This is a genomic window from Verrucosispora sp. WMMC514, from assembly GCF_027497295.1.
GTDB lineage: Bacteria > Actinomycetota > Actinomycetes > Mycobacteriales > Micromonosporaceae > Micromonospora > Micromonospora palythoicola.
Genome location: NZ_CP114906.1, coordinates 3,766,324 through 3,788,388, shown reverse-complemented (window position 1 = coordinate 3,788,388; position 22,065 = coordinate 3,766,324). Strand labels below are relative to the sequence as shown.

The window sequence follows — 22,065 nt, the reverse complement described above, 5'->3', positions numbered from 1 at the left end:
GCTCAGCGCACCAGGGCGACGGCGAGCGCCGTCGCGACGACAAATGAGCCGGCCGTCGCCGCCACCCGCAGCCAGGGCCGCGTCGCCCCGTTGACCGGTAGGCCTCGCCAGCGTTGGACGGCCAGGGCCAGCCCGACGCCGGAGGCCACCAGCCCGAGCGGCCAGAGCCATCCGGGCACGGCCGACCAGTCACCGAGCTGGTGACCAAGAGCCGGGTAGACGATCGCCCAGACACCTCCCGACAGCACGGTGAGCCGGTCCGCCGCGGGGCGCAGCGCGGTGCCGATCAGTGAAAGGCCACCGATGAAGGTGAACAGCAGCCCGATCCCGACTCCGATCCAGGTCGGCCGAGCCGGCGAGGCGGTGCCGGCTTCCTCACGGGGCACCCCGAGCAGCCGCAACCCGACGGGTTCCACTCCCCTGTCGGTGTTGCCGAGCACCACCACACCCCGCCCGGTGGCCCGGTCGAAGCCGACGTACGAGTAGAAGCCACCTGTGGCACCGTTGTGCCAGGTGATCTCACGGTCGCCGTAGCGGGTGGTGAGCCAGCCGTACCCGATGCGGGTGCGGTCGGTGTGGTCGAAGCGCGGGTCGCGGGCATCGGCGCCGGGTGCGGTACCGGCGGCCGTGGCCGCGACGAGTCGCGCCAGGTCCTCCGCTGTGGACCAGTAACCCAGGCCTGCGGGGGCGTATCCGGTGCCGATCCACGGGTCGGGTGTGCGACCACTGCCGAGAGTGCCCTCCGCCCGCTCGGCGGGCAGCGCCTGCGCGCTGGTGACCTGGATGGTCGCGGTCATGCCCAGCGGGGTCAGCAGTTCCCGGTCGAGCAGCTCGGGATAGCCGGTGCCGGCGTCGGCCGCGAGAGCCTGGCCGAGCAGCGCCATGCCGAGATTCGAGTAGTGGACCTCGCCCCGGCCGTCGCCGGGTGTCTGGTCGTTCGCGGCGGCGCGGACCCGGTCGACGTCCTGCCCGGCGTACGGGTTGCCGGCCGCGTAGTTGGCCCAGATCGTGCGAGCCCAGTCGGTGACCGAGCTGAGCACGATCCGGGGCAGCCCGGCGCGGTGGCTGGCCAGCTCGGCCAGGGTCACCTCCCGGGCGGCACCGGTGATCGCCGGCCAGGTCGCGCCGAGAGTGTCGTCGGGGCGTACCGCCCCGACGCTGACCTGGTGGGCCAGCAGCATGCCGGTGAGCACCTTGGGCACCGATCCGGTCTCGAACGGCGTGTCCGGCCGGACCGGGTTGCCGGCGCGGTCCCGGTCACCGAGGCCGGCGGTGCGGATCCGCCCTCCGTCGATCAGGGCGACGGCGAGGCCACGGTAGCCGGCGGGGTCGGCCACGGCCGCCCGGGCGGCGGCGGCCAGGTCGGCGTCGCCGGTCGTCTGGGCGGTCAGCCGGGGTTGCCGGGGCATGAGGCCGAGCCCGGCCAGACCGGCGACCATGCCGGCGACCAGGGCGATGACGGAGGTCTTGCGCATGACGTGCTCCTTCCGTGCCCTGCCGGATCGACGCGGGGCAGTCGTGCCGGCCACGGTGGTGGTCTCCTGCCGCGACAGTCGGTGGTGGTCAACGACCGGCGGCGGTGAGGATGGCCAGCAGCGGCACCACCCGCTCGGCGGGGATGGCGTACCGGCCCCGGCCGGCGCTGCGCAGCCAGCCGGCGGCGGTGAGCTGGCGCAGGTGGTGGTGCAGCTGGCCGGTGGTGCCCAGGTCCTCGATCCCGGCCAGCTCGGCGGTGCCCTGCCGGCCGCCGAGGATCTCCCGCAGCAGCCGCAGGCGCACCGGGTGGGCCAGCGCCGACAGGACGACCGGCAGGTCGGCCCAGTCGTCGGCCAGCAGGTCCTCGACGCCCCGCCCGTACTGCCAGTCGTAATGCTGCCCGCCGACCCGGACCGTGCCGGTGTAGAGCACGGCGCCGGCACCGTCGGTGGGCAGTCGCTGCTTGAGCCCGTCGAGCGCCCAGAAGACCCCCTCCGGCGGCGGAGCCGGACCCGCACCGCCGCCGAGCCGCTCGATCAGCTCGGCGACCTGCGCCTCCAGCGCCGCCAACCGTTCCTCCACGTCCGCCATAGTTCGAGAGTACGAACTTACGTACTTACGTGCAAGCCGAGGATGATCGACTTTTCGCCGGACGGACCGCTACCGTCAGTCGTCTTGGGGAGGTACGTCGATGTACGTCGTGTCCGTGATCAACTACAAGGGCGGGGTCGGCAAGACCACGGTGACCGCCAACCTCGGTGCCGAACTGGCCAACCGGGGGATGAAGGTGCTGCTCATCGACCTCGACCCACAGGCCAGCCTGACCTTCGGCTTCTACGACCCGGACGACTGGCGGGAGCGGCTGCGCGACACCCGGACGGTGAAACGCTGGTACGACGGCCTGCGCGAGGGCAGCCCGCCGGTCACGCTCAGTGAACTTGTGGTGTCACCCGGCCCGGCGAACTCCCGGCTCAGCGGTGCCGGCCGGCTCGACCTGATCGCGTCGCATCTGCAACTCGTGGACATCGACCTGGCCCTGGCCCGCAGCGTCGCCGGTGGCGAGGAGTACGACGCCGAACTGTTCCGGGTCCGCGGGTCACTCGCCGAAGGACTGCTCGCCGACGGGCTCGACCCGTACGACATGGTGCTGATCGACTGCCCGCCGAACTTCAACGTGGTCACCCAGTCGGCCATCATCGCCAGCGACCACCTGGTCATTCCGGCCCGGGCCGACTACCTGTCCACCCTGGGCATCGACTACCTGCACGGCAACGTGCGGGAACTGGTCGAGCAGTACAACTCCGACGCCCGCCGGTTCGCCACCGTACGCCGGCACCAGAAGGTCGCCCCCGACGTGGCCGGCGTGGTCTTTACGATGATCCAGTTGCTGTCCCAGCAACCCATCGCCACCCACCAGACCTACATGGACCAGGTCCGCAACCTGGGTCTGCCGGTCTTCCCCACCGCGCTGCGGGAGAACGTCACGCTCTACGCGACGAACACCCCGCGCGGCGTGCCGGTGGTGCTGCGCGACCGCGTCACGGTGCCCGCCGTACGCGACGAGCTGCGCCGCCTCGCCACCGAGTTCCTCGACCACCTCCAGCCCGACCGGCAGCCGGCATGAGCGAGCGACCGGACCTGACCGTCGCCGTCGACCGGCTGGCGACGATGGGCAGCCGCGCCGACGGTTCCGCGTACCTCTCCTCCTGGCCGCTGCGCGACCTGCGGGAGCTGGCCGCGCAGCTGGGGTTGCGCGGCGTCGGCGGGCTGCGCAAGGCGGACCTGGTCGAGCGGCTTGTCGAGCACACCATCGGCTACCGACTCGCCTCGACCGCGTTGCGTCGCCGCTGATCCGGCACAGCTCAGCCGCCGGTCCTCACCGCCTGCCGTGACCGACCGCTACCTCCGGTGGCCTGACGACCGATCACGGTCTGCTCGGCGGTGCGGGCAGTCGGTGCCCGGTCGAGCAGCGCCCGGTACGGATTGCGCAACGCCCGCTCCCGGTGGCGGGTCCAGCGCACCAGCACGACCATCGCGCCCACCAGAACCGCCGCCACCACGACCGTGAGCGTGACGCCCAGCCAACCGGTCACCGTGGCGAACGCGACAGGCGCACCCGCAACCATCAGCCCGACCCCGCTGATCATCAGGACGACGGCAGGCAGCCACAACAGGTCGTGGTCGGCCGGCATGAACAGTGCGACCACGAACGAGATAACCAGAAAAGCCGTACACACCAGCACGAGGGCCGCCAGATCCTCCTTCCCCCATCCCCCCTGGCGGCCGATCACCGTGCTGAACGAGCGAATGACGGCGATGCCGACCAGGACCACACCGGCCAGCGCCCCGAGCGTCACGGCGACGTTGCGCAGGAAGGTCAGGACCGTGGGCGCCTCGGGCCGCTCGTTGAGCGTCCGCCAGTCCCGCAGGTCGGCGTCGAGCACGCCACCTGTCCACAGTCGACTGGCCAACTCCGTCAACACCGGCATGGGCAGCCGGGTCAGCAACGCGGCCCGCCAACCGGACACCCGAGACCCCAACGCCTGCACCGCCAGGTCGCGCGCGGCCTCGGGCTCCCGCCGGGCCACCAGGTCGAGCATGTCGCGGATCTCGTACGCGCCGAAGGCTCCGGAGAGCAGCCGCTTGTAGCCGAGGCTGTGCGCCTTGCGATTGAGCTCATCGGTCAGTTCCTTCGACGCCTTGCCGGCGCTGACCGCATCGGGGCGCGCAACGAGGCCGATCGCGAGACGCACGTCGACGGTGCCGAGGTCACCCGGCGCGTCGTCGGTCGACTCCAGGATCAGCCAGCCGAGGCGCCCCATCGTGCGGGCCATTGGGGTGCCCGGCTCGAACGGTGCCCACAGCCAGTCGTACCACTCCGCGCCCGGCAGCCGTCCCGACCGCCGGCCGGTCAGCCGCGCCGCCTCGGCGGCCACGGACGCGGCCTCCGCCGCCGTGGGGTCGAAGGTGCGCAGTTCGTTCTCCACGTCGGGGGCGTCGACCAGGGTGGCCAGCCGCCATGCCGCGCGTACGGCAACCTGCCGGTCCCGGGCCCACAACTGTTCCGCCAGGGCCACCGCGGCGGCGGGAGTGCCGATGGCAGCCAGGTCGTCGACGGCAGCCACCGAGCCGGCGCCGGCCCGGGCGGCGAGGGTCGGAATGGCCAGTTCACCGGTGGCCCGCAGGGCGGCACGGGCCGCCGGCACCCGCACCGCCATCTCGCTGAGCAGCTCGATCGCCTCGCGGCGACGGGACTCCGCGAGGGCCACCACCGCGTCCTCGGCCACCGAGCCGCCGGAGCGCGCCTGCTGCGCCAGGCTGTCGAACAGTCGCTGACCGAACGGCCCCGAGTTACCGGACACCGCACCGAGCGCCGCCAGCACCAGATGTTTGTCCGCGGCCGGCGTACCGAGCAGCCGGACGTGACTGTCCACGATGGTCGCGGCGAGGCTCTCGTCGAGCTGTCGGGCCTCGGCGACGCACTCCAGGGCGAGCAGCCGGTCCCGGCCGTCACCGGCGAAGATCTGCCGGATCACGCCGGAGGCGTCGCGATTGGCCCCGGCGCACCAGAGTTTCACCGTCTCCCGCCACCGGCTCGGGTTCTCCCGGTAGAGCCCGAGCAGCCGGTCGGGATCGTCCGCGAGTTCCACCGCCGCCAGGTACTCCTGCAGGGTCAGGTGGGCGAACTCGTAGAGCAGGTTGTTGTCGTCGATGCGGATCAACAGCCCGCTGCGCTCCACGATCTCGTCGACCATGCGCGGCAGGTGCTCCTCGGCCAGCCGGAACCGGGGCAGGATGCGGGCGAGTTCGGCGTACACCTCCGCCTCGCCGATCACCCGGCGGTCGGTGCCCTGGGACCGGCCACCCTGGGCGGCCAGCGCGATCGCCCGCAGCGCCATGAGCTTGTGGCCGGCCTGGTAGCGGGCCAGGTTGCGGTGCCGGCCGAGATCCCGGTCCCGGCGCAGCAGGTGCTCGACGGCCTGCTGGTAGAACTCCGCCCGCGAGTTGGTCAACATCGGACCGGCACCGGCGTCCGCCTCGTACAGGGTGGTGATCATCGTGAGCATCAGCGGGCTGCGGGCCAGCCGCATCACCGTCGGGCTGGATCGCAGTTCCGCCAGGAGTTGCTCCACGACGTGCCGGGAGTCGGCCGACACCTCGTCGCGTTCCCGCCCCGGTGCGTGGTGCTCGGCATCCCCGCCGTCCCGCCGGGTGAACCAGAGCCGCAGGAAGTGCCGGATCCCGGCGTCGTCGAAGCCGGCCACCCGGATCTCCCGGTCGAAGACCGGCCGCAGGTCACCGTCGTAGACCGCGTCGCGGCAGGTGACCACGACCTGCGTCGTCGAATGGCGCTCGGCGAACTCCTTGATCTCCTCGGCGACCGCACCGCGTCGCTCGGTGACCACCTCGTCCAGCCCGTCGAGGAACACGCAGAGCTGGCCACTGGCCAACGCCACCTCGACGACCTGCGCCGCGTCGGCGACGAGCGGACGGCCGCGCCGATGCCGGCGGCGACCATCCGGGTCGTCGTCGAGCCGGCCGAGCGCCTCCGTGATGAGCTGCCGGATCGGGCGGCCGTCCCGGTTGGACCGGGCAAGCTCCACAAGCACCGGTACGCGCTCGAACCGCTCGGGCGCCGCCGCCCAGCGCACCATCGAGTGCCGCAGCAGCATCGACTTACCCGCTCCCGCCGCACCGAGGATCACCGTGCGCCGCCGGTCCCGCACGTCACGGTAGACGTCCACGCGCCTGCCGTCCTGCTCGTACTCCAGCGGCACGTACACCTCGTCCAGCGTGACCGAGACGTCCCGCACGAAGCCGAGTTCCATCCGGTTGTAGGTGCGCGCGACCCAGGCACGGTAGCGGCGCCACTCGTCCGCCCGGATGCCGCGCCGTCGGCCGGCGACGAGTCCCCACAGTCGGGCCAGCTGGGCTTTGATCCAGTCGGCGAAGAACTGCTGGATCACCGCGACGAGCAGCGCCAACAGGAAGACCCCGACTGCCCGGTAGTCCACACCGAAAGGCAGGTCCGGTAGCTGCGGCACTGGTGAATCCTCCACTGTGTGACGTCGGACAGGAACACACCGTATGGGTGGCGCCGTCCGGGCGCACCGGGCTCAGGTGTCAGCGTCGATGGACCTTCGGACGAGCGGACCGGGTCAAGGGGTTGACCTCGAGTGCGCTCGAAGACGCAGGCTGGTGCCGCGTCCACAGGTTCGGGCGCGCGAGAGGAGTTTCCATGCGGTACCGCACGATCGGCAGCGACCCGCGTACCCGGCGCGAGGTCAGCGTGCTCAGCCTCGGGGCGATGCTGTTCGGCACGAAGACCGACGAGGCCACCTCCTACGCGATCCTCGACCGGTACGTCGAGGCCGGCGGCACCTTCATCGACACGTCGGACAACTACGCGTTCTGGATGACCGGCGGGCAGGGTGGCGAGAGCGAGGAACTGCTCGGCCGGTGGCGGCGCAGCCGGGGCATCGGCGACGAGGTCGTCATCGCCACGAAGCTCGGTGCCCGGCCACTGGCCCCCGGCACCAGCTACCTCGACAACCCGGAGGGGCTCTCGGCCAAGGTGATCCGGGAGTCCGCCGAACGGAGCCGGGAACGCCTCGGCATGGACCGGCTGGACCTGCTCTACGCCCACATCGAGGATCACCGGGTGCCCTTGCGGGAGACCGTGGAGGGGTTCGCCGAGCTGGTCGCCGAGGGCACCGTGGGGCTGCTCGGCGCGAGCAACCACCGCACCTGGCGGGTGGAGCGGGCCCGAGCGCTGGCCGCGGCGGCCGGACTGCCCGGGTACGAGGTGCTCCAGTACCACCGCAGCTACCTGCCGGCCCGACTCGACGGACCGACCGACCTCGACGTCGACGGCAACGTGGGCGCGGTCGGCGGCGAGCTGACCAGCTACCTGCGCGCCGAGCCCGGGCTGACCCTGGTGTCGTACGGGTCACTGCTCCGGGGCGCCTATGTGCGACCGGACAAGCCGCTGGGGCCGGAGTACGACCTGCCGAGCGCGCCGGTGCGGCTGGCCGCGCTGCGCGAGGTGGCGGAGCAGACCGGCGCGACGGCCAACCAGGTGGTGCTGGCCTGGCTGATCGACGGCGACATCCCCACCATCCCGCTGGTGGGGGTCTCCTCGGTGGCGCAGTTGGACGAGAGCCTCGCCGCCGTGGACCTGGCGCTGACACCCGAGCAGCGGCACCGGCTCGACACCGCCTGGTGACGGGGCCGGCAAGCCGTCGGACCGGATCACCGCCGGCAGGTGGTGTCGGGACAGCCGCCGCTAGATCAGATCTAGCGGCGGCTGTCCGCCGTCTCGCGCCTGTGTGGTGAGCCGACCACTCCCGTCGGCCAGCGTCGTTGTAGCTGGCGGGCGGCCACGGGGAGGGAGCATTCTGTCGTACCCGTGGGATGTGGTGGGTCGCCGGGTCCGGCGGCCCGGCTCACAGACGTGACGAACGGAAGGACACTTCGCAATCATGAGTAGACGCACCACCGGCCTCGCCATCGAGGCCGAGGGGCTGACCCGGTCGTTCGGCGAGACCCGCGCGCTCGCCGGCATCGACCTGCAGGTTCCGGCCGGTGCCGTGTACGGGCTGCTCGGTCCGAACGGGGCCGGCAAGACCACCGCGGTACGCGTGCTGGCCACCCTGCTTCGTCCCGACGGCGGGCAGGCCCGGGTGTTCGGTCACGACGTGGTGGCCGAGGCCGACGCGGTACGTGCCCGGGTCAGCCTGACCGGCCAGTACGCCTCGGTGGACGAGGACCTGACCGGCACGGAGAACCTCATCCTGCTCGGCCGGTTGCTCGGGCTGCCCAAGTCCGCCGCCCGGCAACGGGCGGAGCAACTGCTGGCCGCGTTCGGGTTGACCGAGGCGGCCGGACGGCAGGTGAAGAAGTACTCGGGCGGCATGCGGCGGCGCATCGACATCGCGGCGAGCATCCTCAACACCCCCGACCTGCTGTTCCTCGACGAGCCGACGACCGGGTTGGATCCGCGCAGCCGCAACCAGGTGTGGGAGATCGTCCGGGCGGTGGTCGCGCACGGCACGACCGTGCTGCTGACCACGCAGTACCTGGACGAGGCCGACAAGCTGGCCAGCCGGATCGCGGTGGTCGACCACGGCCGGGTGATCGCGGAGGGCACCCCGGGCGAGTTGAAGTCGTCGGTCGGCTCCGGCACGGTCCACCTGCGGCTGCGCAACGCCGACCAGCGGCCCGAGGCCGAGCGGGTGTTGCAGGCGACGCTGAGCGTACCGGTGCAGTTGGAGGCCGACCCGGTGGCGATCACCGCCCGGGTGGGTGGCGACGGCAGCGAACTGGACGCCAGCGCACAGGCCGCCCGGGCCCTGGGCGAGTTGTCCCGGGCCGGGATCGTGGTCGACGACTTCTCCCTCGGCCAGCCCAGCCTGGACGAGGTCTTCCTGGCCCTGACCGACCATCCCGCCGTGCCGGCCACCGACGAGCGGGACGACGAGCTGGAGGCAGCCCGATGAGCAGCGACACCGCCACCTCGACCGGCCGGGCGCCGACGGTCTTCGTACCCTCCTCCGAAGCGCTGGCGACGGTCCTCGCGCCGGGCGCCCGACCGCCACGGCCGAGCCCGCTGTCGGCGTCGTTGACCTTCAGCTGGCGGGCCCTGTTGAAGATCAAGCACGTGCCGGAGCAGTTGTTCGACGTGACCGCGTTCCCGATCATCATGGTGCTGATGTTCACGTACCTGTTCGGTGGCGCGCTCGCCGACAGTCCTCGTGACTACCTGCAGTTCTTCCTGCCGGGCATCATGGTGACGAGCGTCGTGATGATCACCATGTACACCGGGGTCGGGTTGAACACCGACATCGAGAAGGGCGTCTTCGACCGGTTCCGGACGCTGCCGGTCTGGCGGCCCGCCGCGCTGGTCGGCATGATCGTCGGCGACGTGCTGCGCTACGTCCTCGCCGCCCTGGTGATCCTCACCGTCGGGCTGGTGCTCGGCTTCCGCCCGGACGGCGGCGTGGTCGGCGTCCTCGCCGGGATCGGCCTGCTGGTGGTCTTCTCCTTCGCGTTCTCCTGGGTGTGGACGTTCTTCGGGCTGATCCTGCGCAGCGAGAAGTCGGTGATGGGGGTCAGCATGATGGTGCTGTTCCCGCTGACCTTCCTGAGCAACGTCTTCGTCGACCCGTCCACCATGCCCGGCTGGCTCCAGGCGTTCGTCAAGGCCAACCCGATCACGCACCTGGTCTCGTCCGTACGCGCGGCCATGGCCGGCACCACGGACGCCTCGGCGATGATGTGGATCGCCGTCTGGAGCGCCGCCCTCATCCTCGTCTTCGGCCCCCTAACCATGCACCGCTACAACCGCCGCTGACCCGACCCGCAGCCCTGGATCTTGGTCCGGAGGCGCCCCTCGGAGGGCGCTTTCGGACCAAGATCGCTCCTGGTCAGAGGTGCCAGGGGAGGGGGGTGGGTGGGAGGTAGCGGCAGGCGGCGCCGGTGGAGATGGTGGCGCGCAGGTGGGTGGCGAGGGGTGGGTGCCGCTGGTCGAGGCGGCGGAGCGTGTCGCGGATGCGGGCGGTGACCGTCTTGCGGGCCCGTTCCGCCTCGTCACCGAGCCGACGGGTCCGGCCGGCCAGCCCGGCGGCGGCCCGCAACTGGTCGATGAGCGCCTGCCGCTCGGTGTCCAGCGCCGCCACCCTGTCCTCGTCGCCGCGCCCGGCCGCCAGGTCGATCTCGTCGTCGAGCCGTGCCAGGTGGCGCCGGTACCGGCTCTTCGCTTCGTCGTCGAGCACCTGATCGCCGCCCATCCGGCGGGCGGCGACGAGTTCCGGCCCGGCGGCCGGATCGAGCATCTCGACGGCGGGCACGTCGACGCCCGGACGGCCGAGCAGCAGGCGCAGATCGTGCAGCCCCTTCGCGTCGGGCAGATGCACGGTGCTACCACCGAAGGTGAGTCGCCAGACGGCCCCGTCGCGACGGAACTCGTACGCCGGACCGACCGCACCACCGGTGACGGCCGTACCGGCTGGCACCGCGCCCACGGCCGACGCCCAACCGGCTGCGGCTGCTCCCACCGCCACCGGACCAGCCGCCAGCTCCGCCACTGCGCCGGCCACCGACCCGCCAGGCGACGCCGAGCCCGCCGACGCTCTGTCGGCCGTGGCCGAGCCGAAAGCCGGGACCGCCTCCGCGGGCCGCTCGGGTGCCTCGGTGGCCGGCACGACCGGTGCGACGGCGGCGAGTCGGGCCAGGAGTTGCGGCATGTCGAGGTCGCGGGCCTCGCGCCCGGCCTCGGCACGCAGGGCGGCGGCGATCGTGGCGTCGTCAGGCCCAGCCCGGGCGGTCAGCGCGTCGACCAGCGCGGTACGGGCGATCAGCGACCACGGCCGGGCACCCATCCGGTCGGCGGCGGCGCGGGCGGCGGAGAAGCCGGCGACGGCGTCGTCCCAACGCCCCTCGGCGGCGTCGACCACGGCGAGCCAGTGATCCACCGGACCGCTGAGGTCGCAGCCGTACAGCGAGACGAGCCACTGGCCCCGATACGGCAGCAGCGCCTGACGCACCTCGGCGCAGCGGCTCGGATCGGCGACCGTGGCCTGGGCGCGCAACCGCAACCACATCGGCGAGACCGACCCGGCGAACCGGGTGCCCGCGGCTTCGAGCTCCGCGATGAGGTCTGCCGCCGTGCGGTGGTCACCCCGTTCGGCGGCGGTGATCGCCCGCAGCAGGCCGAGCTGCGGATGATCGGTCTTGGCGAGCCCGTCGAGCAACGCGTCGGCATCGTCGAGTCGGCCCCGTAGCAGCAGCAACGCCCAACGCAGATGATGCCCGAGGAAGGCGTGGTCGGAGTGCTCCCACTCGTCCAGCTCGCCGAGTTCGTCGTAGCAGGCCTGCGCACCGGCGAAGTCGCCTCGGAAGGCGGCGATGATGCCACCGTCGATGGCCGCCGCCATCTGGTGCCGGGGCTTGCCGGTCTGTCGTCCACCGGTGACGAAGGCGGTGAGTTCGTCGAGGTAGTGCGGGTCGCCGAGTTCCAGCAACGCGACCCAGCGCAGCGAGGTGGACCACAGCTCGGTCTCCCGGTCACCGTTGCGACGCGCGACGTCGCGGATCTCGCCGGTGAGGGCGGACCGGTCGGCGGCGGTGCCCAACCCCCAGGTGGAGTCGTGTCGCACCCACAGGCTGAAGGTGAGTGCCTCGTCGTCGCGCGTCGACCGGGCGAGCGTCTCGGTGGCGGTCATCAGGTCGGCTTCCAGGACGGCCGGTCCGACGCTGGCGGCGGGCTCGCCGATGAGCCGCCGGTACGCCTCGCGCAGCAGCGCCTCGCCGTCGATGCCGGCTACGGGGTCGAGTTGCCAGTGGCGACGTACGTTGAGTGCGAAGCGGGCCAGCACCGCCGGGTCATCGACCGTGAGGGCCAGCGCGGCGGCCTCGCTGAGCAGTTGGCGCGCCTCCTCCCGGGCACCGCAGTGGAAGAGCTGGTCGGTCAACGTCGTCACGATCTTGAACTGTTGGAGTTCGTCCCGCACCACCTCCAGAGCCCGCCGCAGGTGCAGGGTGGACTCGTCGAGCGCCAGTCGACACCTGGCGTCCCGCGCGGCGTCGAGCAGCAGTTCGGTGACGCGGAACTCGTCCAGATGGGCACCGGCCAGCCATGCGTGGCGGGCCACGTCGGCGGGGATCAGCAACCGGCCCAGCGTGTCGTGCTCCTCGACGGCCCGCACCACGGCGGCGTGCCGCGCTGCGCGGTCGTCCTCGGTCAGCGCGTCGTAGAGCGTCTCGCGGACCAGGTCGTGCGCGAATGCGTAGCGGTCGTCGCCCATGCCGAGCAGTAGTCGGGCGGTGACCGCGACCTCCAGCAACTCACCGACCCGGGGTGTGGGCAGGCCGACACCGGCCGCCAACACCTCCCCGTGGAACTCCCGGCCCAGCACGGCGGCGACGGTGAGCGCGTCGACCACCATGGCGGGTAGATGCTCCAGCCGCCGCCGCACCACCTCCCGTACGCCGGGAGGGATGGTGGCCAGCGTGCCGTCGGCGTGCCAGAGCCGGGCGGTCTGCTCCACGAAGAACGGGTTGCCGCCGGTGCGCCGGTGCACGTCGTCGACGCAGTGCGCGTCGGGTGTCCGGCCGGCGGTGCGGGTCATCAGCTCGCCGACCTCGTCCCGGCTGAGGCCGGTGAGGCTTATCGAGGTGGCCTTGGCCACCAGCGACATCAGCAACGGCCGCAGCGGGTGGTCGGCGGCCTCCACCTCGGCGTCGCGATAGGTGCCGACGAGCAGCAGCCGCTCGAACCAGGTGTGCTGGGCGGCGAACCGCAGCAGTCGCATCGACGCCGGGTCCGCCCAGTGCAGGTCGTCGAGGATCACCATGACCGGCCGGCGTTGCGAGACGGCGACCAGCGCGGTGGTGACCGCGTCGTAGAGCGCGAACGCCTCCTGCTCCGCCGCGTCGCCCTCGCCGCGAACCGACGTCAGGACGCTGCCCTCACCGTGGACGGTGGCCGACACCAGAGGACTCGCCTCGCCGAGCAGCAGGGCGAGCGCCGGCTCGGCCGACTCCCGGGCCACCGTCCAGTCCTCCGCCGACCGGCGCAGCCGGCGCAACACCTGCGTCCACGGCCAGTAGCCGGGTGCGCTGGCCGAATCCCAGCAGGCGCCACCGAGCACCAGCGCACCCTGTCGACGGGCCTCGTCGGCGGCGGCGGTGACCAGGGTGGTCTTGCCGATGCCGGGCTCACCGGCGACCAGGACCAGCCCGCCGTGGCTGGCGGTGGCGCGGTCGACCTCGGCCCGCAACAGACCGGCCGGATGATCCCGCCCGATCATGAATCCGCCCGCCCGCACGCTCATGGCAACCGACGGTAGCCGACCGGACCGACACCCCGGGCCGTCCCGGTTCAGCGCGCGTCGGTCACCACGTGGGCGCAGGCGACGCAGGCGGCCGGCCCCTGTTCGGCGAACCAGCGGCAGGTGCGCCGGATGGCGCAGCGGGGCAGTTCCACCTCCGGTTCGCCGACGGTCTGCGCGTACGACGCGACGAGGCGCTCGCCGAGCCCGCAGTGCTCGCCGGTCCAGAAACCGCATCGGCTGGTGACGCAGGGGCCGGCGAGTCGGTAGCGGGTCTCCACCGCGACGTCGGCCTCCGTCGCGGCGGCGACGGCCACCTCGGCGGGCAGGGCCGGGGTCACGTACGCGACCCGGCCCGCCGGGGTGATCATGCCGAGGAAGACCGTGGCGTTGCCCGTGGGCGTACTCGGGCACATCCGCTCCCCCGGCCCGTCCGGTCCCCGCGGCGGTCGGGTCACTTCTGCAACCAGAAGCCGATGTCGTTGATCTTCTCGCCGAGGTCCTGGGCGAACGGACCGTCGATCACCCACAGGCCGTACCACTCGGGCCGCAGCCGCAGGTTGGCGTGGCCGAGGGCGAGCGGGTTGCTGAGCTTGGTACCGGCGACCGAGAGCGCGGCCAGACCGGCCTTCTGGATCTCACCGGCGATCTGGCTCTGCTGCTCGGATGTCAGGTCGACGCCGTCGACCACGAAGCGGAACTCGTGGCGTGCCATGGTGTTTCCTCCGGTTCGTTCATTAGGTGTCGGTGCGCAGCCCGCGTCGCAGGGCCGCCCTGGTGAAGGCCGCCCAGCCGGACCGGGAGGCGGCGTCGAGACGGCCCACCCGGTGCCGCCAGGTGGCGGCCCCGGCGGTACGCACGCCCCACAGTTCGCGGCACGCCGCGACCGCGAAGGCGACCTGCTCGGATGAGCCGGTGAAGCCGGCCGCACCGTCGACCACGCGCAGCCCACCGTCGGCGGCGACGCTCACCTGGCCGAAGTGGTGATGCAGGCTGGCCAGGGTGCCCAGGTGGGCGTGGTCGGCTCGGCCGGCGAGGAAGGCGGCGAACGGCCGATCGGCCGCCACCACCCGGATGGCGCGCAGGGTGAACGCCGCCCCGGCGGCGTCGGCCGCGCCGACCACCTCGACGGGCACACTCCACGCACCCGGTGAGTTCGCCGACCAGAACGCCAACCAGGCGCCCAGCCGCTCGTGCAGATCCGGTTGCAGGGCCGCCGGGGCGGCCAGTCGTGCGGTGGCGATCCCGTCGCGGACGACCGCCGATGCTGCCGGGTGAACCGGGACGGCCGCCGCGGCGGGTGGGGTGAGCACGGTTGCGGTGACGGCCGCGGCCGAGGCGACCGCGGTGCCGGCGAGCAGCCCGCGCCGGGACAACGAAACGGATGGGGAGGTCATGGTCCGCCTTTCTCCGACGGCCTAGGCACCCCACGCTATCGACGGCGACAGATCATCTGAACCGCCGTTGTATCGGGACACCGACATGAATCCCGGTGATCGACGACGGCGTGAATCCGTTCATCCTGCATGCCGTCGCCGCTGGTCAACGCGGCGGTGCAGGCACCGTGGCGAGGTGGGCGAGGATGGCCTGGTTGGCCTCCCAGCCGTCGGGGAACCGGACCGGCACGTCCAGTTGCGGCACCTCGGTCGAGGGGTGGGCGTCCAGCAGGTCGCCGATGCCGGCGCGGGCCACCACCAGGCAGGCGTGCCGGTGCCGGGAGGTGAGCACGCAGAGCCGCCCCGACTCCAGGTGGAAGGCGGTCGCGTCGCGCCGCCCGGAGAGCGGGTGCAACACGATCGTCACGTCGTACTCCCGGCCCTGGAGTCGGTTGGCGGTGTCGACGGTGATGTCCGCACCGGCCTCGCCGAGTCGCGCGCGGATGGCCGCGACCTGGTCACGGTGCGCGGCACCGACGGCGATCCGGTCCGCGGTGACCGGCGCGCCACCGGGCGCCTGCTCGCTGACCGCCACCGCCCCGCGCCGCAGCACCCGCAGCGCGAGCGCGGCGCACGCGGCGGCGGCTTCCCCGTCGGTACGCAGGGTGTGCCGGGCCGGCAGCTCGTGCAGCGCCCAGCCGGTGGCGGCGGCCGACTCCACCGCCCGGTCGACGGCGTCACCCGGGCCGGGCGCGGTCAGGTGCAGGGCCCGGTCGTCCGGGCCGGTGCCGGCGCGGAAGCCGGTGAACGGGTAGAACGCACGGGACACCACCGGGGCCGCCGAGGCGGGCAGCCGCCAGGAGACCGGCAGCCGACGCACCGGCAGGTGCGGGTTGTGCCGCAGCAGCACCGCCACCGCCGACTGCATCGGATCCCAGGTCAACCCCGCCCACCGACCACTGTCCACGGTGGAGAACGGGTCGAGCTGCCCCGGATCACCCACGAACAGGGCGCGTTCGAACCTGCCGGCCACGCGCAGCAGGGCGTCCGAGCGCATCTGGTACGCCTCGTCCACGATCGCCCACGGCCAGCAGCCCTCGGTGACCGTGGCCCACTTGGCGGCCGTACCGATCACCACGGCCGAGGCGGCCAGGTCGGCGGCCTTCGCGGCGACCCGGACCTGTGGATGCGCCCGCACCCGGGGCGACGCCCGGTAGTCACCCGCCGAGAGCCGCCCGATCCGCAGCTGCGGCGCCTTCGTGGCGAGCCGGTCGATCAGGTCATCGACCTGCTCGTTGGTCTGCGCAATGATCATCAGTGGCGCGCCGTCGCCCGACCCGCCGCCGCCCGGGTCGGTACCGCCCGACCCGCCGGTGGCCAGTTCGACCGCGGCCCGTACCACCAGGGTCGACTTGCCGGCCCCCGGCGGCGAGTCGACCACCACGCCCCGGTGCTCCCCGGAACGCAGATCGGCCAGCACGGCAGTGATCACGCGCTCGGCCTCGACCCCCGGCGGCACCACCAATTCCGGCGGCAATCCGATCTTCCCCACCGGCCGCACCCTACCGCCAGCTGCCCTGTCCCGCGCCCGCCCGCTCGGCGACAGCCACGAGATGCGGCATGTTGGGCCCTCTAGCTCGTGCGAAGGCCCAACATGCCGCAAGCCGCGAGGGACGGAGCGGTCAGTGAACGATGACCGGGACCTTCGGCTGGTCCCCCGGCTGATCTCCGGGCTGGTCGTCGAGCAGGTGGGACCGTTCCCGGCGCCGGGGCAGGAACGCGGCCGGGATGAACGTGGCCGCCACCAGGGCGAACGCCACCCAGAAGGTGGTGGCGAAGGAGTTGGCGGCGAAGTCCAGCCCACGCTCGATCAGCGACGGGTCGGGAATCTGCTGTGCCAGCTCCGGCCGCTGCTGGGCGGCGATCGCCAGGCCGGCCTCGGTGACCGGGTTGCCGTTCTCGTCGGTGAGGCCGGGGACCTGCCGGGAGCCGTTCAGCTCGTTGGTCAGGATCACCGACATCACCGCGGCGCCGACTGATCCACCGATCTGCTGGAGGATGTTCACCAGCGTGGAACCTCGGGCCACCTCGTGCCCGGTCAGCGTCTTCAGCGCCGACGTCATGACCGGCATCATCGTGCCGCCCATGCCCAGGCCCATCACGAACAGCGAGCCGCAGAGCAGCACGTACGAGGTGTCGGCGTCGAGCTGGGTGAAGGTGAAGAACCCGGCGAGGATGAGCAGCAGCGCGAACGGCACCGTCCGGCCGACCGGCACCTTGTCGGCGAGCATGCCGGCGATCGGCATGGTGACCATGGCACCGAGGCCCTGCGGAGCCATCAGCAGGCCGGCATGCAGCGTCGACTCACCGCGTACCTGCAGGAAGTAGCTCGGGAACAGCAGGCCGGCACCCATGAACGCGATGATGAAGACGAACATGGTCAGCGCGGCGACGGTCAGCCTGCGGTTACGGAACAGCCGCAGGTCGAGCAGCGGGTGCCGGGGCTTGAAGGAGTAGATGACGAACGCCACCACCAGTGCGGCACCGACCAGCATCGGCCCCCACACCTCGGGGTCGGCGAAGGTCCCGGCCTCGGGCAGCGTGGAGACGCCGTACAGGAAGAGGGCGAGACCCGGCGAGAGCATCAGCATGCCGAGGAAGTCGAACGACTCGGAGGGCTGCGGGCTGTCCTTCGGCAGGGCCAGCTGGGCGTACACCAGCGCGACGATGCCGATCGGCAGGTTGATCAGGAAGATCCAGTGCCAGCTCGCCACGTCGATCAGCCAGCCGCCCAGGATCGGGCCGCCGATCGGGCCGAGCAGCATCGGGATGCCGAGCACCGCCATCAGCCGGCCGATCCGGTTCGGCCCGGCCGCCCGCGTCATGATCGCCATGCCGATCGGCATCAGCATGCCACCGCCGAGACCCTGCAACACCCGGTACGTGATCAGCTGGCCGATCGTGTCGGCGGTGGCGCACAGGCCGGAGCCGATGGTGAACAGCGCGAGCGCGATCATGTAGAGGCGTTTGGTGCCGAACCGGTCGGCGGCCCACCCGCTGAGCGGGATGACCGTGGCCAGGGCGAGTGTGTAGCCGGTCATCGTCCACGCCACCCGGGCGTACGAGGCGTCGAACTCGCTCTGGAACGTCGGCAGGGCGACGCTGACCACCGTCACGTCGAGGATCGACATGAGCGCACCGAGCACCACGACGCCGGCCACCTTGAGCACCGCGGCGTCGAGCTTGTCCGAGGTCGGAACAGGCTGCGGTGCCGCGACAGATTGCTGTGTCACGAGGTCTCCCGTTGTTGGAACTGCCCATGAAACGAGCGGTGGTGGCCGACGTGGCGCCGATTGGCCGGCGCGACGGCGGAGGTGAAGCCCGCACGGCACAGTAGCTCCCGCGAACGACACTTCGCCGCCCGTTTAGCGACCAGCAGAGGTTTCTGTGAGCACGGCCACGGTGACTCTGCGCCGCCAGGCGTGACCGGACGGGAAACGGGTAGGCGCGGCACGCGGTCAGGGCCGGGCAGACGGCGGGAGAGGTGGTGCCAGCGTGGCGAAGTTCCTGGTCACAGCGATCTACACGATCCCGGGCATGGCCGGGTTGGCCAAGGAGGGCGGCACGGCGCGGGCCGAGGTGGTCGAGGCCCTCATCGAGAACGCCGGCGGGCAGGTGGAGGCGGTGTACTACGCGTTCGGCCAGTTCGACCTGTACGTGCTCTGCGAGGTGCCGGACAACGTGACCGCCGCCGCGCTCGGCATCGCCGTACGGGCGGCGGGTGGCGTCGACGCCCGTATCGTGCCGCTGCTGACCACGGCGGAGATCGACGCCGCCGTCCGACTGCCCATCACCTACCAGCCGCCGGCTGCGTGACGTAGGTCCGGACGGACGGCGCCGCTCCACGTCACTCAATCAGCGGCGGCGCTCCCCCACCCGGTAGGTGACCAGGTTCGGGTCGGCCCGTAGCTGCCTCTTGGTGAACTTGATGGTGTCCCAACCCTTGGCCGAGTACAGCCGGGTCTGGTCGGCGTACCAGGGCGAGTTGGGGTTGGCCGACTGCGAGTAGGTGAGCAGCTGCCGGCCCGACGGCCCGTCCCGGCCCAGCTCGACGGCCATCAGGTACGACGTGCCGTGCCGCACCTTCGGGTAGCCGACGCCGGGCTGCACCTGGTTGATGATCATGTTGAAGACACCGGCCTCCGGCCAGCCGCCGTGGATGGGGATGCGTTCGGTGCCCCGAGGTTCGCTCTGGATGTCGCCGAGGCGGGCGTCCAGCGGGATGCCGCCGAGCAGTTTCACGGCGTCGGCGAGCGCCGTGCGGACCCTCGGGTCGTCGACCGCGAGCCGGTTCGGCGTGGTCAGCGGCGCGGCCGGATCGAACGGGTCGGCGAAACGCAGGCCGCCGGCCCGGGCGAACTCGGTGAACACGTGCGAACCCCGGCTGTCCAGGTCGACCCGGAGGTCCCAGCCACGGAGCGCGGCGCAGGCGGCCGTCAGGTCGACCGTGGTGCCGTCCGAGGCGGTGGCCGTCGGCTGGGCCTCGCAGAGCCGGACCAGGTCGTCGCGGACCAGTTCGCCGCCGTACGCCCGGTTGCCGAGCGTCACGTCCCACAGCCGGCCGGTGGTGAACCCCCGGCCGGGCAGCCCGTCGGTGCCGGCGAGTCGCTGCCGCACCTGGTGCACGCCGAGCCGGGTCCGCAGGCTGCGGACCGTCCGCTCGTCGCCGACGATGCGCGGGTACCCGACGAGCGGGCGAGCCGGGTTGGCCAGCCAGTAGCTGTCGTTGGAGTTGGTCACGTAGTCGTCGCGGACCAGCGTGGGCAGGTTCGCCGGTCCGAGGATGCCGGGCACCGCCGCGTCGCGGTCCCGACCCAGCTCACAGGCGGAGCGGGAGCCGTCGAGGACGGCCTGGCCGCTCGTCGCGTACAAATTCTGGAAGGGAGCTGGAATGCACGCGGCGGCGAGGGAGTCGGTGACCCGGGGCACGACGGAGTGGTCCGCGTAGAGGGCCCGTCCGTGCCGGTCGGCGGCGATGACGTTGACCCAGGGCAGGAACTGCCGCCGGTCCAGCACCGACCGCAGCTCACCCACCGAGCGCGCCCGGCCCATGGCGAGCCAGCCGTCGAGCGCCCGGTTGTTCGTGGCGTTGACGTCGGTGATCGCGTACGCCGTGTCGGTGGTCCAGTCGAAACGGCCCGGCACCACGACGACCGGGCCGAAGTGGGTGTCGTGGAGGGTACGGCTAATCGGCCCGGCGGGGGTCCGGACGGTGACCGTGCGGGCTGTCATCTTCCGAGTCCGGCCGTCGTAGCGGTAGCTCGTCGGGTCGCCGGGCACCAGCGTGAGCCGGTGCCAGACGAAGCGGCGGGCGGTGGAGACGGTGTGCGACCAGGCAATCTTGCCGTTGTGCCCGATCTCGACGAGCGGATCGCCGATCAGGGCCGCGCCCTCCACGTCGTACCGGCCGGGCACCTTCAGCCGCATCCGGTAGAAGCGCTCGTCGCCGTCCCACGGGAAGTGCGGGTTCGCCAGCAGCATGCCGGCGCCGCTGGTGGTGGCGCGGCGTCCCAGACCGTACGCGTTGCTGCCCACCCCGGCCGGCGCACCGTCCCGGGCGGTGACCACGGCTTCCGCCCGCGGGGCGCTCACCTTCGCGTCGCTGCCGTCCGCACCCGGTGGCGTGGCGGCGACGATGCCGTCGGCGAGTGCGCCGGAGCTGGCCCGGACCATCCGGGCCCGGTTGGCCCGCCACAGGTCCAACTCGGTGACCGGACGTACCCACTCCTGCCCGGCGCAGGCCGGGTCGTTGATCTTCTTCCGCGCTCCCCGCAGGTAGGCGTTGTAGCCGGCGGCGAAGCCGCGCATCTGGTCGCGTACCTCGTCGGAGGGTGCGCTCAGGCCGTCGCGCCGGCCGACGAGCCAGCGCTCGGCGGCCCGGTCGTCGATGGCCTTCTGGTGGAACAGGTCGCTGGCGACGTTGTCGGTGTCCGCGCCGAACCAGCGGGACCGCTGGCCGTTCACGGTGACCAGCTGCTCGGCGATCAGGCAGATGTTGTCCTCCGCCTGCGCGTACCCGACGCCGTAGCCGAGGCTGGCGAAGTCGCGCGCGGTGATGTGCGGTACGCCGTACGAGGCCCGCTGGATCAGGGCCGAGTAGCCACCGCCATGCGCGACGGCGGTCCCGCCGGTCACGGCGAGGCCGGCGGCGACCAGGACGGTGGCGGTGGCCGCGGCTGTTGCTCTGGCGACGATCCGTCGCCCCCTCATCGGACAGCTCTCTTCATGGACGTCTCCCCGTGGTGTCGACTGTGCCCGGTCAACTCGTTGCCCAACCGAGGCTAGTCACATCGACCGATCTGGCAATCGGGGATCAACACCACCCGCCTCCGGGTTCACCCCCAGAACCCCTAGTCATTGATATTCATGCATGTCACTGTCTAGCATGCGCACCATGAGTGCTCGTCGGGTCACCCTCGTCGCCGTCCTCGGCATCGTCCTCGGGCTGTCCGGCACCGCCGTCGCCCACGCGGCCGACGATCCGGTGCTGACCACTCCCGGCGCCCCGATGGTGGTGGCCAACGAGCCCCACCGGCTCACCCTGACCTGGTCGCCGTCGACCTGGATCGGCGAGCCGGGCGCGACGCCCATCCAGCACGAGGTCCGGGCATGGCTGGGCCCCAACGTGTACCGCAGCCTCGGCACCACCACCGGCACCGACCTCACGCTCACCGATCTCGCGCCGGGCACCGAATATCGGCTCACCGTGTGGGCGTACACCAACGCCGGGTACTCCCTCGACTCGCCGGTGACCCCGGTGCGCACCGCGTACGGGAAGGCGCGGGTCAGCTACCGCAACCTGAGCTGGTCACCGACGGACAACCAGATCCAGCACGTCCTCCAGGTCGTCAACACGGGCACCGCCCCGCTCGACCTCGCGGACGTGCGGATCCGCTACCACGTGACGTTCGAGGGTGGGAACACCTCGCTGGTCACCAACTGCGACTGGGCGGCGATCGGCTGCGCGAACGTGCAACGCCACATCGAGTACTTCCCACCGCCCCTGCCGCCCGGCCCGCCGACCCCGACGCCCACTCCCACGGTCTTCCCGCCGCCCGGCACCCCGGTCCCCGGCTGGATCGAGCTGACCTTCACCGGTGGGGAGCTGGCTTCTGGCGAGTCGACCGGGCCCATCTACCTCCGCCACCACCGCCCGAACTGGTCCGCGATCGACGAACGCGACGACCGCAGCTGGCAGCAGGCCACCGGCGCGTGGACCGACAACAGCCGGATCACCCTCGACGTCGGCGACATTCGCGAGTACGGCGACACGTACGCCTGAGCCGAGCGACGTCCGCGGCAATCTTGCACTTACTGTCGGG

At 72.1% G+C, this 22,065-nt stretch carries 17 protein-coding genes; 7 read left to right on the top strand and 10 right to left on the bottom strand.

The annotated features are described in order from the left end of the window. Nucleotides 1-2: 2 nt before the first annotated feature. Together O7597_RS17630 and O7597_RS17625 are read right to left on the bottom strand one after the other, a co-directional pair. Nucleotides 3-1,475 (bottom strand): serine hydrolase domain-containing protein, encoded by a 1,473-nt coding sequence (locus O7597_RS17630; RefSeq protein WP_281580187.1) that lies wholly within the window; start codon nucleotides 1,473-1,475, stop codon nucleotides 3-5. A gap of 88 nt (nucleotides 1,476-1,563) precedes the next feature. Continuing rightward, nucleotides 1,564-2,067: a helix-turn-helix domain-containing protein gene (locus tag O7597_RS17625; protein WP_281580186.1), complete on the bottom strand. Its 504-nt coding sequence runs from the start codon at nucleotides 2,065-2,067 to the stop codon at nucleotides 1,564-1,566. Between the two features lie 100 nt (nucleotides 2,068-2,167). Here O7597_RS17625 and O7597_RS17620 point away from each other — a divergent pair, with 100 nt between their 5' ends. Next, on the top strand, nucleotides 2,168-3,100 hold the full coding sequence (locus O7597_RS17620; RefSeq protein WP_281580185.1) for an AAA family ATPase: 933 nt from the start codon (nucleotides 2,168-2,170) through the stop codon (nucleotides 3,098-3,100). Beyond that, on the top strand, nucleotides 3,097-3,327 hold the full coding sequence (locus O7597_RS17615; RefSeq protein WP_281580184.1) for a Rho termination factor N-terminal domain-containing protein: 231 nt from the start codon (nucleotides 3,097-3,099) through the stop codon (nucleotides 3,325-3,327). The genes O7597_RS17620 and O7597_RS17615 overlap by 4 nt, the downstream gene beginning before the upstream one ends. Nucleotides 3,328-3,338: 11 nt before the next feature. Here the strand turns inward: O7597_RS17615 and O7597_RS17610 are convergent, their stop codons facing one another. Beyond that, a complete protein-coding gene (locus O7597_RS17610; protein ID WP_281580183.1) occupies nucleotides 3,339-6,521 on the bottom strand; it encodes an NACHT domain-containing protein in 3,183 nt (1,060 codons plus the stop codon). A gap of 194 nt (nucleotides 6,522-6,715) precedes the next feature. Here O7597_RS17610 and O7597_RS17605 point away from each other — a divergent pair, with 194 nt between their 5' ends. From O7597_RS17605 to O7597_RS17595, 3 genes are all read left to right on the top strand, one after another. Further along, on the top strand, nucleotides 6,716-7,702 hold the full coding sequence (locus O7597_RS17605; protein WP_281580182.1) for an aldo/keto reductase: 987 nt from the start codon (nucleotides 6,716-6,718) through the stop codon (nucleotides 7,700-7,702). A 256-nt stretch (nucleotides 7,703-7,958) separates the two neighbouring features. Next, the gene (locus tag O7597_RS17600) at nucleotides 7,959-8,975 is read left to right on the top strand and encodes an ATP-binding cassette domain-containing protein (protein ID WP_164449989.1); all 1,017 of its coding nucleotides are present in this window, start codon (nucleotides 7,959-7,961) and stop codon (nucleotides 8,973-8,975) included. Continuing rightward, nucleotides 8,972-9,829 carry an ABC transporter permease gene (locus O7597_RS17595; RefSeq protein WP_281580181.1) on the top strand — a complete coding sequence of 286 codons (858 nt, stop codon included), beginning with the start codon at nucleotides 8,972-8,974 and terminating at the stop codon, nucleotides 9,827-9,829. The genes O7597_RS17600 and O7597_RS17595 overlap by 4 nt, the downstream gene beginning before the upstream one ends. 73 nt (nucleotides 9,830-9,902) lie before the next feature. Here the strand turns inward: O7597_RS17595 and O7597_RS17590 are convergent, their stop codons facing one another. The 6 genes from O7597_RS17590 to O7597_RS17565 all read right to left on the bottom strand — a co-directional run bounded on the left by O7597_RS17590 (nucleotide 9,903) and on the right by O7597_RS17565 (nucleotide 17,976). Further along, nucleotides 9,903-13,310: an AAA family ATPase gene (locus tag O7597_RS17590; RefSeq protein ID WP_269739643.1), complete on the bottom strand. Its 3,408-nt coding sequence runs from the start codon at nucleotides 13,308-13,310 to the stop codon at nucleotides 9,903-9,905. Between the two features lie 47 nt (nucleotides 13,311-13,357). Further along, nucleotides 13,358-13,765: a hypothetical protein gene (locus tag O7597_RS17585; protein WP_269739644.1), complete on the bottom strand. Its 408-nt coding sequence runs from the start codon at nucleotides 13,763-13,765 to the stop codon at nucleotides 13,358-13,360. Further along, nucleotides 13,762-14,022, bottom strand: coding sequence for a hypothetical protein (locus O7597_RS17580; protein ID WP_093401959.1), 261 nt, complete (start codon nucleotides 14,020-14,022; stop codon nucleotides 13,762-13,764). The genes O7597_RS17585 and O7597_RS17580 overlap by 4 nt, the downstream gene beginning before the upstream one ends. A gap of 22 nt (nucleotides 14,023-14,044) precedes the next feature. Continuing rightward, nucleotides 14,045-14,704: a hypothetical protein gene (locus O7597_RS17575; protein WP_281580180.1), complete on the bottom strand. Its 660-nt coding sequence runs from the start codon at nucleotides 14,702-14,704 to the stop codon at nucleotides 14,045-14,047. 145 nt (nucleotides 14,705-14,849) lie between these two features. Continuing rightward, nucleotides 14,850-16,235, bottom strand: a complete 1,386-nt coding sequence (locus tag O7597_RS17570) for an AAA domain-containing protein (RefSeq protein WP_281580179.1) — start codon at nucleotides 16,233-16,235, stop codon at nucleotides 14,850-14,852. A gap of 130 nt (nucleotides 16,236-16,365) precedes the next feature. Then, a complete protein-coding gene (locus O7597_RS17565) occupies nucleotides 16,366-17,976 on the bottom strand; it encodes a DHA2 family efflux MFS transporter permease subunit (protein WP_269739647.1) in 1,611 nt (536 codons plus the stop codon). A 262-nt stretch (nucleotides 17,977-18,238) separates the two neighbouring features. On the opposite strand from O7597_RS17565, the gene O7597_RS17560 reads away from it, so the two are divergent. Beyond that, nucleotides 18,239-18,559 carry a GYD domain-containing protein gene (locus O7597_RS17560; protein ID WP_269739648.1) on the top strand — a complete coding sequence of 107 codons (321 nt, stop codon included), beginning with the start codon at nucleotides 18,239-18,241 and terminating at the stop codon, nucleotides 18,557-18,559. A 39-nt stretch (nucleotides 18,560-18,598) separates the two neighbouring features. Here O7597_RS17560 and O7597_RS17555 read toward each other — a convergent pair whose 3' ends face one another. Next, complete coding sequence (locus O7597_RS17555) at nucleotides 18,599-20,953, bottom strand: acylase (RefSeq protein ID WP_281580178.1); 2,355 nt, start codon at nucleotides 20,951-20,953, stop codon at nucleotides 18,599-18,601. Nucleotides 20,954-21,137: 184 nt separating this feature from the next. Here O7597_RS17555 and O7597_RS17550 point away from each other — a divergent pair, with 184 nt between their 5' ends. Continuing rightward, nucleotides 21,138-22,025 carry a cellulose binding domain-containing protein gene (locus tag O7597_RS17550; protein WP_281580177.1) on the top strand — a complete coding sequence of 296 codons (888 nt, stop codon included), beginning with the start codon at nucleotides 21,138-21,140 and terminating at the stop codon, nucleotides 22,023-22,025. The last annotated feature ends 40 nt before the right edge of the window (nucleotides 22,026-22,065 follow it).